The organism is Exiguobacterium sp. SH4S7 (genome assembly GCF_004336795.1).
Lineage (GTDB): Bacteria > Bacillota > Bacilli > Exiguobacteriales > Exiguobacteriaceae > Exiguobacterium > Exiguobacterium aurantiacum_A.
The window spans coordinates 93,620-106,383 of sequence record NZ_SJUT01000003.1; the positions used below are offsets into that span (position 1 = coordinate 93,620).

At 49.9% G+C, this 12,764-nt stretch carries 9 protein-coding genes; 2 read left to right on the plus strand and 7 right to left on the minus strand.

Going from position 1 to position 12,764, the window contains the following annotated elements:
• Position 1: 1 nt before the first annotated feature.
• The 6 genes from EVJ29_RS07240 to EVJ29_RS07265 all read right to left on the minus strand — a co-directional run bounded on the left by EVJ29_RS07240 (position 2) and on the right by EVJ29_RS07265 (position 8,228).
• Positions 2–1,492, minus strand: a complete 1,491-nt coding sequence (locus EVJ29_RS07240) for a UDP-glucose--hexose-1-phosphate uridylyltransferase (RefSeq protein ID WP_131504910.1) — start codon at positions 1,490–1,492, stop codon at positions 2–4.
• Positions 1,489–2,487: a UDP-glucose 4-epimerase GalE gene (gene galE / locus EVJ29_RS07245; RefSeq protein WP_131504911.1), complete on the minus strand. Its 999-nt coding sequence runs from the start codon at positions 2,485–2,487 to the stop codon at positions 1,489–1,491. Before galE ends, EVJ29_RS07240 begins: the two co-directional genes overlap by 4 nt.
• A complete protein-coding gene (locus tag EVJ29_RS07250; RefSeq protein WP_236633431.1) occupies positions 2,484–3,662 on the minus strand; it encodes a galactokinase in 1,179 nt (392 codons plus the stop codon). The genes galE and EVJ29_RS07250 overlap by 4 nt, the downstream gene beginning before the upstream one ends.
• A gap of 321 nt (positions 3,663–3,983) precedes the next feature.
• Positions 3,984–5,411, minus strand: coding sequence for a 6-phospho-beta-glucosidase (locus tag EVJ29_RS07255; RefSeq protein ID WP_131504912.1), 1,428 nt, complete (start codon positions 5,409–5,411; stop codon positions 3,984–3,986).
• Positions 5,412–5,428: 17 nt separating this feature from the next.
• Positions 5,429–7,273: a beta-glucoside-specific PTS transporter subunit IIABC gene (locus tag EVJ29_RS07260; protein ID WP_131504913.1), complete on the minus strand. Its 1,845-nt coding sequence runs from the start codon at positions 7,271–7,273 to the stop codon at positions 5,429–5,431.
• Between the two features lie 118 nt (positions 7,274–7,391).
• Positions 7,392–8,228 carry a BglG family transcription antiterminator gene (locus tag EVJ29_RS07265; RefSeq protein WP_131504914.1) on the minus strand — a complete coding sequence of 279 codons (837 nt, stop codon included), beginning with the start codon at positions 8,226–8,228 and terminating at the stop codon, positions 7,392–7,394.
• A gap of 377 nt (positions 8,229–8,605) precedes the next feature.
• Here EVJ29_RS07265 and EVJ29_RS07270 point away from each other — a divergent pair, with 377 nt between their 5' ends.
• Positions 8,606–9,253, plus strand: coding sequence for a TVP38/TMEM64 family protein (locus EVJ29_RS07270; RefSeq protein ID WP_131504915.1), 648 nt, complete (start codon positions 8,606–8,608; stop codon positions 9,251–9,253).
• Between the two features lie 39 nt (positions 9,254–9,292).
• Here EVJ29_RS07270 and EVJ29_RS07275 read toward each other — a convergent pair whose 3' ends face one another.
• The gene (locus EVJ29_RS07275) at positions 9,293–11,002 is read right to left on the minus strand and encodes a methyl-accepting chemotaxis protein (protein ID WP_131504916.1); all 1,710 of its coding nucleotides are present in this window, start codon (positions 11,000–11,002) and stop codon (positions 9,293–9,295) included.
• 219 nt (positions 11,003–11,221) lie between these two features.
• On the opposite strand from EVJ29_RS07275, the gene EVJ29_RS07280 reads away from it, so the two are divergent.
• The gene (locus tag EVJ29_RS07280) at positions 11,222–12,748 is read left to right on the plus strand and encodes a methyl-accepting chemotaxis protein (RefSeq protein WP_161567336.1); all 1,527 of its coding nucleotides are present in this window, start codon (positions 11,222–11,224) and stop codon (positions 12,746–12,748) included.
• Positions 12,749–12,764: the final 16 nt, after the last annotated feature.

The window sequence follows — 12,764 nt, forward strand, 5'->3', positions numbered from 1 at the left end:
TTCACCCGTCCGCCTTCCTTGATTTCTGAGATTGAATTACTTGGATAAAGCGCTGAAGTCCTTCTTGTCCATTGTCGTCCAATTTAAAGACGCCACAGTCCTCGAGTCCCTTTACAAACTTCTCGGCCACGGCCACTTCGACGAAGCGTTCGACGTTCTCCCTTCCGTCGTATCTCCGTTTCAATGCGAAGGCCCACTCTCGATGGAGATCTTGTACGTCATCCACTTCGCCTACAATAAATCTCTTCACCACGTCCATCTCGTTCTGGAGCCTAGCTGGGAGCACGGCAAGTCCCATCACCTCGATTAATCCGATGTTTTCTCGTTTAATATGATGAACATCAGCATGGGGATGGAAGAGGCCGAGTGGATGTTCCGATGTCGTCCGGTTGTTGCGAAGAACGAGGTCCAACTCGAAGAATGCACCTTTTTTTCGCGCAATCGGTGTGATTGTATTATGTGGGGCATCCGTACGGGCCAAGATGTGACACGCTTCGTCCGAATAGTTGCGCCAAATCGACAAGACTCGATCGGCGCATGCGACCAGACTGGTCTGATTCTGGCTACGCAACCGAATGACCGACAACGGCCAGAGCAACGTGTGACCGCTCACGTCCGGGAATTTCTCGAAAGCGAATTGGCCTATTTCACGCGCCTCCGCCATCGCAAACGTATATCGTCCTCCTTGATAGTGGTCGTGCGACAAGATCGAACCGCCCACGATTGGCAGATCGGCATTCGAACCCGCGAAGTAATGCGGAAATTTTTCTACAAAGTCGAGCAGACGAAAGAATGCTGAACGGTCGATTCGCATCTCCCGATGTTCACCCGACAATAAGATGCAGTGTTCGTTGTAATAGACGTAAGGCGAGTATTGCATATACCATTCCTCACCCCCGAGCTCGAGCGGCACAAGCCGATGATTGGCTCGAGCCGGATGGTCCAAGCGCCCTTCGTACCCTTCGTTCTCGACACAGAGGAGACACTTCGGGTACGGGACCGTCTCTTGCTTCACGCTCTTCTGCTGCGCGATTTCTTTTGGATCTTTCTCTGGCTTCGACACGTTGATGGTGATGTCGACTGCTCCATACTTTGTATTTACTTGATAAGAGATATTCTTATTCGTACGTTCTGTCTGAATATAATTCGAGTCTGTCGACAGCCGGTAAAAGTAATCTGTCGCCATGACCGGATCTATCGTGTAGTTATCGTAAAACGCCCGCTCCACATCTGAGGGGCGTGGCATGAATTGGTCCATCACGTCGGCCGCAAATCGATCTCGCCGTGACTGACTGTCCTCAGTCAAACCGGTTCGGACTGCCTCTTCTACTAATCGGTCGACGAGTTCCGGGATTCGACCGTTCGTCGTCTCATCGCTCGGTGTCGCTCCCATCATCGCGAGCAACCGGTTCTTGACGTAGATGACATCCCGCTCCTTGATGAGACCACTCTTTAGTGTTGCCGTCACAAGTCCATTCACAAGCGCACTCATCGTTCCACCTCACGATACCCGTCAGGATGGGCGGCATGCCATGCCCATGCATCTGCGATGATACGGGTGATATCGGTTCTTTCAGGAGACCACCCCAGTATTCGCTTCGCTTTTTCCGCAGAGGCAATGAGACGTGCCGGGTCTCCCGCTCGACGTTTTGTCGCCTGCGCAGGAATCGCGTGTCCCGTCACTTGACGGGCCGCCTGAATCATCTCATGGACAGAGAATCCCGCATTCGAACCCAAATTGAACACGTCACTCTTTTGACCGTCCCGCAAATAGTGGAGGGCGCGTACATGGGCATCTACCAAGTCTTCCACATGGATATAGTCACGGATGCACGTCCCGTCTTCTGTCGGATAATCCGTTCCGTAGATGGAGATATGGTTCCGTTTCCCGTTCGCCACTTCTAAAATGAGCGGGATGAGATGTGTTTCGGGATGATGGTCTTCACCAATCTCCCCACCCGATCTCGCCCCTGCCACATTGAAATAGCGGAGCGCCACATACCGTAGTCCATGGGCATTGCCGATCCAACCCATCATTTTCTCCATCGCGAGCTTCGTTTCACCATACGTCGACGTCGGATGTGTCAGGGCCGACTCGGTGATCGGCATGATTTCCTGATCGCCATACGTCGCTGCCGTCGAGGAGAAGACGATTTCAAGCACACTATGTCTCACCATCGTCTCTAACAACACCTGGGTCCCATAGACGTTGTTGTCATAATAATCGAGCGGTTTCTCCATCGACTCGCCGACGAGCGAATTTGCCGCAAAATGGATCACTTGGTCAAACTGACTTTGAGAGAACACGTTGTCTAAAAAGACTTTATCTCGGATATCCCCCTCATAAAACGTCGCATTCGGATGCAATGCCTGTCGATGTCCTGTCGACAAATTATCCACAACGACGACTTCTTCACCTCGATCAATCAGTTGATAGACTGCATGAGAGCCGATATAACCGGCACCCCCTACAACGAGAATACTCATGAGATGACCCCTCTTTTGATTTCATGGGCTCCTTCTCCGATAGAAGCAACGTAGCAAGTCGGCTCATATCCGATTTGACGTTCATAGTCTGCAGTGACTTCGCGGATGAAACGGACAATCTCATCTTCTCGAACCAAAGCGATGGCACAACCCCCAAAACCGGCTCCCGTCATGCGTGCCCCAATCGCTCCATGTCTCCACGCCGCCTCGACCAATGTGTTCAGCTCGACACCGGTCACATCATAATCCTTGTCCAACGAGCGATGAGAGGCATCCATCAGTTCTCCGAAGCGATGGACATCACCAGCCTGAAGTACGCGAAGCGCCTCACGTGTGCGCTCATTTTCACTGACGACGTGTCTTGCTCGGCGATAGATGGTCTCATCTTCAAATCGATTTTGTCTTTCTGCTAGTGTGTCACTGTCCAAATCACAGAGCGCACGGATATTCAATTCTTGATTGAGAACTTCTAGTGCCGTGTCACACTCTTGTCGCCGCTCGTTGTATTTGGAGTCGGCCAGTTCACGCCGCTTATTCGTATTCATGATGACAATTTTCACATCTTCGAACTCAAACGGCGCATACGTACATTCAAGCGTATCGCAATCGAGTAACATCGCTTGATTCTTCTTGCCCATCCCGACCGCATATTGGTCCATAATCCCGCTGTTGACCCCGATGTATTCATTCTCGGCGCGTTGTCCGAATTTGACGAGGTCGAGTTGGTCAAAGTTCAAATCAAACACCGCATTCAGAGCGACCGCCGTCACCAATTCAATCGAAGCCGACGAAGACAAGCCCGCACCGTTAGGGATATCACCAAAGTACAGCAAGTCCAATCCGAACGCCGGTTCACGTCCGTCAAGCATGTAACGGAGCATCGCTTTCGGATAATTCACCCATCCGTGCGCGTCTTGGTAATCAAGCTCCTCTAACGGGACAGTGACCACTCCAGCTTCCGGAAAATTCATCGAGTAAAAACGGCATTGTCGATCCGCCCGACGTCGTACCAATGCGTATGTCCCGAACGTCAATGCCGCCGGAAAGACGTGCCCTCCATTGTAGTCGATATGCTCTCCAATCAAATTGATTCTGCCAGGGGCAAAAAATATCCGCTCGAAGTCCTCGTGAAAAATGTTTGTAAATGCTTCAGACAGTTTCATCATGTCTTTCATAGCCATTCCCTCCTCATCAGTTTCACCACACTCTGATTCTAACGTATTCAGTCCATAAAATAAATAATGTTTAGTAAACAAAAAAAGTGTTTTTTGTCTTTTATATTAAATTAAAACAAGTTAAACGTTTTTAGTTTTATTATTGTTCAGTTAACAAAATCGATGAAGATGAAAACAGAGGAGCGCCATCTCATCCGAGATGACGCTCCTTTGCTCAAAATCATTTGAAGTTTTTCAGTGCCCTCGGCGAACCAGTGCGGGTTTTATACGACGCGTATATCGCAATAGAAATATCCCATTTGTTTGATATCTCATCTATCTTTAACGAAGACTCTTCCCGTTCGTTCGAACGACGTGACGATACCACTCGAACGAATCTTTTCGATAGCGGTTGAGCGTCCCCTTCCCGTCATTATCACGGTCCACATAAATGAATCCGTAGCGTTTTTTCATCTCCCCTGTCGTGAATGAAATCGGATCGATGCATCCCCATACGGTATAGCCGATCACGTCGACGCCATCCACTTCAACTGCTAACTTCATCTGCGTGATGTGTTGGTTGAGGTATTCGATGCGTTCTTGGTCATGGACTCGTCCATCTTCAAATCGATCTGCATACCCGAAGCCATTTTCCACGATGAAGATTGGCAACTCGTAACGGTTGTTCAACAAATTCAAATAGTAGCGTAACCCAATCGGATCGATCGACCAGCCCCACTCCGTGGATTCCACATACGGATTCGCTACAATCGTTTCATTGCCAAGCAGTTCATCGTTCAATCGCTCCGCTTCTGGCCGCACGGATACCGTATTACTTAAATAATAAGTGATGCCGATATAATCGACCGTTCCTGCTTTTAAGATGTCCACATCCGCTTCCGTCATATCGAAATGATATCCTCGTCTTTCCCATTCTTTGATGAAACGTTTCGGATAATGCCCTCTCACGTGGACATCGGTGAAAAAGAGTTGCTGATCATCTTCTCTTTGCGCCAACAAAATATCTTCCGGATCACTTGTCAGAGGGTAATTCGGCGTCGCTGCTAACACGCATCCGATTTGAAAATCCGGATTAATTTTCTTGCCTTCTATGACGATTGAAGCACTCGCCACGAATTGGTAATGGGCGGCCTGATACATCGTCTCGAGCTTGTCATCATCCTCCGCGTATAAGATACCGGAGTTCGTCCAAGAGTAGAGCGGATTGTCTAAGATTCGTTGATTGTTGATTTCATTGAATGTCAACCAATATTTCACTTTGTCTTTATAGCGCTTCATGACGGTGACCGCGAATGTCGTGAAGAAGTCGATCATCTTACGATTTCGCCAGCCCCCATACTGTTTGACTAGATGGTAAGGCATTTCAAAATGTGCGAGCGTGATCACAGGCTCGATATCATGACGCAATAGCTCGTCGAACAAGTCGTCGTAAAACTGTAGTCCAGCCTCATTAGGTTCAGCCTCATCTCCGTTCGGGAAAATTCGTGTCCAGGCGATGCTCGTACGCAGGCATTTAAAACCCATCTCGGCAAACATCTTCACGTCTTCTTTATACCGACCATGAAAATCAATGCCTTCGTGGTTTGGGTAATATTCTCCAGGGAGGACGCCGTCCGTGATCTTTCGGGCTTGATTTTTCGTCCCCGCTGTCATTACATCCGCAATGCTTATGCCTTTCCCATCTGTCTGCCATGCTCCTTCAACTTGGTGCGCGGCGATTGCGCCACCCCATAGGAAATCTGTTTTCATCTTTTGAATTCCTCCTCTTATTTCGACACAGAGAATAAGACCGTGTCTGTCGTGATTTCTCCAGTCGTCTGCACATAGTCCAATCGGTTCATACTGTCTCCGTTCGTGATGATCACAGGGGTCGTCAATTTATAACCTGCAGCCAAGATTTGATCTTTATCGAACGTCAAAATCGTCTGTCCTTGCTTGACCTGTTCGCCTGCCACGACATGCGCTTCAAAGAATTTACCTTCCAGATTCACGGTATCGATTCCAACATGGATTAAACATTCCGCTCCCGTATCGGATTTGAGACCGATCGCATGCTTAGAAGGGAACGCGACGATGACCGTTCCATCGAATGGGGAGACGACTCGTCCTTCATCAGGAACGACCGCCACGCCTTTTCCCGCCACCCCGCTTGAAAAGACCGCATCTTCCACTTGATCGAGCGGAATCACAGCGCCGACTACAGGCGAATGAACCATCGTCACGCCTTGTAGTTGGCTTTCTTGACTATTGTTCTCTTGGTTTTCCGAATAAAAATCGGTCATTTCGTCCTGTTTTACGCCGAAGTAATACGCTAGTACAGCTCCAGTCACAAGCGACGTAGAGACACCCGCCAAATACCCGAGCGTCGGCGTATATGCCGGCATCGAGAAGATGTTATGGAACACGTAAGCGTTTAATGTCACATCTGAAACTCCACAAATCGCGCCTCCGATTCCACCTGCAATCGCTACAATCGGTAACAACCGTTTATACCGTAAAATAATCCCGTAGACAATCGGCTCGGTAATCCCAGCGAGCAATCCCGTCATGACGGTCGGACCTGCCAACGCACGCATTTTTGAATGTTTCTTCGCCCGAAGATAAAATCCGATGGCGATCCCGACCTGCGCGAACACCGCTGCCACTGCCATCCCTTCGATCGGGTCTCCACCGTATTTGCTCAAGTTCTCCAACGTAAGCGGAGAAAATCCCCAATGGAGTCCAAACATCACCATGAACGTCATCCCACCCCCAAGGACAAAGCCAGAAATGAGCTTACTACTGTCAATCAACCAGTTGACACCAGATGCTAACGCGTTCGCAACGTCTGTCCCAATCGGTCCAAACAAAATCGCCGTCAACGGTACCATGATCATCAAAGCAATCATTGGCACCGCAAATAACTGAATGTCACGATAGATGAATTTCTTCAAGAAACGATCCACTTGGGCATAAATCGCCATCGCAATAAAAATCGGGAAAATCGTTGTCGCATAGCTGACCGCTTCTAATGGCAGTCCCAAAAAGTCGGTACGCCCCACCTCAATTAAGCCTGTAAAAGAAGGTTCTAGTAAGGCCGCCCCGATGGCACCACCCACATACATGTTTCCTCCAAGTTTCGTCGCTAACGTCATCCCTAGAAAAATCGGTAGGAAGTAAAACACTGCATTACTCGCTGCGCTCAAAACCGCGTAAGTTGAACTGCCTTCTGCCAACAAATTCAATTGAACGAGTACAGTAAGAAGCGCTTTGATCATCCCAGATCCAGCCATGGCAGGAATCAATGGTGAGAACGCACCAGAAATCACCTCGAAGACGGAATTGAGCGTCCATTTCCCTTTTGTCGGTTCACTTGACGCTTCGCCGATTCCAGCCAATTGTTTGATTGTGGTGTAGTAATCGGATACGGCGTTACCGATGACAACTTGATACTGTCCACCACTATCGACCACGGACAAAATGTACGGCAGTTTTTCTAACGATGCTTTATCTGCTTTTGTTGAATCCTTCAAACTGAATCGAAGTCGGGTCGCACAATGGACCAAATTCGTGATGTTCTTCTTACCTCCGATTAATTCGATGATTTGCTTACTTTCCGTTTCATATTTCATCTTTTTCTTCCTCTCTTAGTCAAAATGAAAAGGCGTAACCCAAAAAATCAATAATGACAGCTTGTAAGCCCGTCATTGATCAATTCTTTAGGTTACGCCCGCCTGAACAGTTGCGCCCCTATTTATCAGATGATAGTTTATGCAAATGCAACGTAAGGTACACGACTTCTTCATTCGAAATATTCCAACCGTGTTGTTTTTCTAAAAACTCCTTAATCTTAACTGCGCAGTTATAATCGTCTTCGTACTGTAGCTTCACTACGTTCAGAAGACTTGAAGTCTCTTCGGAAGCCACTTCATTGTCTAGTTGTCGCTTGACGAAATAACGGACGTGCGTGATAAATCGGGTGAAGTAGAACGACTTCTCGTTGAACTCAAAACCATAGTGATACTTGATGATATTAGAGATGCTTTGAATCACTTTCGTAATAAAAATCGTCTCTTCCATACGATTGTGGGTCCCGATGGCGTTCACAAAATGAAGAGTGATGAAGGCAGCTTCCTGTTCGGGAATCTCGATACCCGTTCTCTGTTGCATCAGCCCCACCGCTCTCAGAGCGACCGAGTACTCTTTCGCATACAGCTGCTTAATTTCCCACTCTAACGCGGAACGGAAGTTCATCCCTTTTCGCGCACGTTCGACCGCAAAGTTAATGTGATCGGCTAGTCCAAGCAGAGCCATATTGTTGACCGTATTCCCTACTTCAGTTTCATAAAGTTGGAGAATATCGCCGGCCAATTCGATGTCCTTCACATCAATTCGTTGTAGAAGTGCTTCCAGCTCATGCACAGATGCCTGTTCTTCTAGTACAAATTTTTGTGTGATTTTGACATCCTTCAAGGTGTCTCCCTCTCGAATACCGAACCCAATGCCTCTTCCAGTCACTATTTCTTCAACATTATTATCATTTTCAATTAAAACGACATTATTGTTAAAAACTTTCACAACTTTCATATTAGGTCCCTCTCTTTTAGGTGCTTGTCCACACAAAAAGGCATAACCTACAAAAGCGGTACACTCAGAAAAACGTGTGCAAGCTCTTAGGTTACGCCTGAATAAACAGTTACGTTCCATCGACTAAAAGATAGCATGCGGTCGAAAGCGCTGTCAACGTTTTTTTCATTGATTAACTTCTTGATTTCTTTATCTTGTCATCATAATTCTACCGCGTCAGACGATAAATCTCTTCGTCATCTGATACTTCTCATTTACTCTGTTCGACAGTTCTTCAGCACATCAGGCACAAGTTTACAAGCTAGTTCACCTTCATTCGAAGGAAAAGTAGGATACGATGGACAAAAGAATGATTGATTCGAAAGGAATGATTCCTCGTGCCACGCCCGCTCAAAATCAGTTTGATGCTCGTCCTGTTCGGGACAATTTTCTATATCACCCATTTCCATTACGAGCTTCGCCCGTCCGACGTCCGGGACATCGTCTTGTCGTTCGGCTGGTGGGGACCGCTCGTCTTCTTCTTGATCTATGCGATCGGCCCGCTCGTGTTCTTGCCGACGTCCGTCTTGTCGCTCGGCGCCGGTCTCGCATTCGGTGTCTGGCCCGGCGTCCTCTATATCCTGTTCGGTGCGACCGCAGCGGCGGTGACCGGCTACGTCATGGCTCGGCTGTTCGGGCGTTCGGTGCTCAAAGTCGAGAAGTATCCGTGGTCGGAGAAACTGTTCGCCCAGATGGAGGAGCGCGGCTTTTTATACGTATTCGTGCTGCGCCTGATTCCGCTCGTCAGTTTCGATCTACTCAGTTACGCCGGCGGCATCGCGAAAGTGCGGTTCAAGTCGTTCCTGCTCGCAACCGTGCTCGGGATGATCCCCGGGACACTCGCCTACAGTTTTTTAGGTGCTAGCCTCGCTTCAGGGAGCGTGACGACGATCTTCATCGCCGCCCTCGTCTTCGTCAGTTTACTGGGCGTCACCTACTATTTCCGGAATCCGGTCAAGAAGTGGCTCGGGCTAACGTCAGAATAAACAAACAAACGGATGAGGCGGCTGCCTCATCCGTTTGCTTTAGACGTTGAATCGTCTCGTCATCTCACGCATCTCGTCTGCCATATTCGACAGTTCTTGCGCCGACGCCGTGATTTCTTCCATTGATGCCATCTGTTCTTCCGTTGCCGCCGATGTGTTCTCGGTCTCGGTCGCCGTCGTCTCGGTGATGCCTTGAATCTCATGCACCGATGTCAACACTTCGGTCGCACCTGCCGCCATCTCTTCGACAGCACCAGACACTTCCTCGACTTTCCGGCTCACTTCTTCAATCGCAAGCTTAATCTCATCGAACGCCGTCCCTGCCTGTTGGACGTTCGTCACGCTATGCGCCATATCATCCTCGACGACATGCATCGTCTTGACGGCTTGTTTCGTCTCCGTCTGTGTGTCCGTAATCAGCGAGGCGATCAACTTCGTTGCGACGGCCGACTCTTCGGCGAGTTTTTTCACTTCGGAGGCGACGACGGCGAACCCGCGTCCATGATCACCAGCCCGGGCCGCTTCGATGGCTGCATTCAACGCCAGCAAGTTCGTCTGCTCGGCGATACCTGAAATCGTTCCGGTGATCGTCCCGATTTCTTGAGAGCGGACATCGAGTTGACCGATGACGTGTTGGAGTGTTTTGACTTTCTCATTCATCTCCTCGAGCTGTGTCTCGAGCGTCTCGATCAAGTCATTCCCGGTACCGACTTTCCGGAGCGCTCCTTCCGAGAGCTCCGTCATCTGTTGGGCACTGTCCGAGACATGATGGATTCCGTTTGTCAGTTCCGTCAGTGTGCCGTTCGATTCTTTCACCCGCGTCAATTGACGGAGCGAGCCTGACGCGATCTCTTCCATCGTGACGGCGACCATCTCAGTCGCTTTCGTCGTCTCTTCGACGTTCGATTTCAAATCATCGGACGACGTCGCGACGCGTCCGGCGGTCGATGTGACATTCCCGATCAACTCCCGGAGACTATCTTTCATCTCATTGAACGAAGTCGAGAGGGAACCCAACTCATCCCGTGACACGTATGTGCTCTCAACCGTCAAATCACCGGCACCGGCCCGGCTCATCAGTCTGTTCAATTCACGAATCGGACGGACGATTAGTCGTGTGATGTAGATGCCGAGCGCAATCGATAACGCTCCGCCGATTGCGACGAGTGCCCAAAAGGTGAGGACGGATCGTTCGCGGTCTGCTTGCATCGTCGCACTCGCCGTCTCTGCTTCTTGATTGATCCCGTCCATGACGAACGTCGCGGTTTCGACTAATTTTTGTCGGACCGGTCTCAATTCATCCGTATAGACACGGTAAGCGGCCGTCTTCTCATTACGCAGTGCTGGTTGCGTCACCGCGTCCACACCTTCTAGGTAAGCTGCCGACTCCTCTTTCAAACGTTCCATAGCGGTTACGAGTTCTGGGTCATTGGACTGGAATGACGTCTCGAACGATTCTAAATTATTGATGATGCTGTCGCGTCTCTCAGTAATGTTGCCTTGAAGTTCCTCGTTTCGAGCGCCCTCTGTGACCAACATGAGTTCTAGCAGATGACCATCAAGCGCCCGGTTGTCCGTCCGGATTTGTCCTAAATAGCGAATCGGCAACAGCCGTTCCTCATAAATTTCTTCGCCCGCGTCAGCCATACGTCCCATGAGGACGTGGCTGAGTGCTGCCACAATCACAAGAGTGGCGATAAACACGGTAATCAACACCGCTAACTTTTTTGACATATTCAAATTCTTCATGGTCATACCCCCTATTTGTTTTATCGTAGGTGAGGGGAGATTGTGAAGTTATTTCCTTAAAATGTTGACCTTTTTTAGCATTTTTAAAGCGATGAATGTGCTTTCTCCGTCTTTTCTGCCTGTATTTCTGTTGAGTCTGCAATTTGAGTATAAAAACGGGACGGCCGACCGATAATACATTAGCGCAAAAGAAACACATACAGAATGCGAGGAACCTACATGAATGTCCAAAAACGAAATCAATTGATGCTCATCATCACGTCCGCTATCGTCCTCACTTCGGTCATCGTCCATCTGCTCCACCGGTTCACTGATTTTGCCTATACGTACATCGTATTGCGGAACGGTTCTGTCGACTATGTATATCCGATTGCGACGTGGGTGTTGTTCGCTGTCCCGATTGTTCTGTTGATTGCCATGGTCGTCAGCCATCGCGTGAAGCCCCACACCTTTCCTCAATTGATGATGCTCACGCTCACGTTCGCGAGTATCTCGACCGTCGCTGGGGGACAAGGGCTCGTCGAGTACCACTTCTCGATTTTCGTCGTGCTGGCGATTTTGTCGTTCATACGCCGCATCGATTTGATCATCTACAGCACCGTCATCTTCGCCGTGCAACACTTGGCCGGCTACTTCCTGGTTCCTGAGATCATTTGCGGGACGGCCGATTATCCGTTCAGCCTGCTTCTCGTCCATGCGGTCTATCTCGTCCTGCTCAGTGCCGTGCTAATCGCACAGATCCATTTCCGTAACCTCGAGTCATCACGCGTCAAGGAGCAGGAAAACGAGACAAAACGCTTGTTGAAACAAGCCGTCACCGACGCGAGCCAACTCGTCATGATACTCAAAAACCATGCGACCGAACTTGAGACGGTGGCCAATCAATCGCTCGAATCCGGGGAACAGATCGCCGTCACGGTCGATCCGATTGTCGCCCATGCGACCGAGCAAGAGACATCGATGAATCATGGTGCCGATGAGATTCAATCGATTCGTTCCCTGACCGCCCTCATCCAAGAACGGATGGCCCAAACGGCCGCCGCCTCGTCACGGATTGCGGCCGATGCCATTGCCGGGAACGGTGATATGCGACGGATGGAGGCAAGAGTCGACGAGATTATCAGTGAGTCGGATCGGCTTGAACGTGTCGTCACGACGATGTCGAACCGGTCGACCGAGATTCAAGCCATCCTGCAACACGTCGAGACAATCAGCGAGCAGACGAACATGCTCGCCTTGAACGCTTCGATCGAAGCAGCCCGGGCCGGTGACGCCGGTCGCGGTTTTGCCGTCGTCGCCTCTGAGGTCGGGAAACTCGCCGTCCAGTCCCGAGATTATGCGGCCGAGATGACACGCGTCCTCGGTGGACTGATGAGTGACACGACCGTCGTCCGGGATTCGGCGCAGTTGTTCAAACGCGCGACCGAGAACTGTCAAACCGTCTCGGCCGATGTGACCGCCGTCTTCCATCGCTTGACCGAGGACGTCTCCGAGATCGATGGCCAAATCAGTTCGATTCAAGAGACGCGTCAGCGCGTGACGTCCCAAATGGAGACGCTCGAGACGCGCCTTGCGACGACAAAACGAGCGGCGAGCGAACTGCAACAACAGATTCAGCACGTCGCCGCCGCGACCGAAGAACAAGTCGCCGTCCAGAAAGAACTGAGCCAGATGTCGGACCGCCTCGCTTCGACCGCGAGCACGTTAGAAGACGTGACCGGACAACTCGAAACCCGGGCCAACTAAAAAACAGACCGCGAAT

Excerpts from the sequence above, each read along its gene's own strand:
- EVJ29_RS07240 (WP_131504910.1), bottom strand. The coding sequence starts at position 1,492 with ATGAGTGCGCTTGTGAATGGACTTGTGACGGCAACACTAAAGAGTGGT.
- galE (WP_131504911.1), bottom strand. The coding sequence starts at position 2,487 with ATGAGTATTCTCGTTGTAGGGGGTGCCGGTTATATCGGCTCTCATGCA.
- EVJ29_RS07250 (WP_236633431.1), bottom strand. The coding sequence starts at position 3,662 with ATGAAAGACATGATGAAACTGTCTGAAGCATTTACAAACATTTTTCAC.
- EVJ29_RS07255 (WP_131504912.1), bottom strand. The coding sequence starts at position 5,411 with ATGAAAACAGATTTCCTATGGGGTGGCGCAATCGCCGCGCACCAAGTT.
- EVJ29_RS07260 (WP_131504913.1), bottom strand. The coding sequence starts at position 7,273 with ATGAAATATGAAACGGAAAGTAAGCAAATCATCGAATTAATCGGAGGT.
- EVJ29_RS07265 (WP_131504914.1), bottom strand. The coding sequence starts at position 8,228 with ATGAAAGTTGTGAAAGTTTTTAACAATAATGTCGTTTTAATTGAAAAT.
- EVJ29_RS07275 (WP_131504916.1), bottom strand. The coding sequence starts at position 11,002 with ATGAAGAATTTGAATATGTCAAAAAAGTTAGCGGTGTTGATTACCGTG.
- EVJ29_RS07280 (WP_161567336.1), top strand. The coding sequence starts at position 11,222 with ATGAATGTCCAAAAACGAAATCAATTGATGCTCATCATCACGTCCGCT.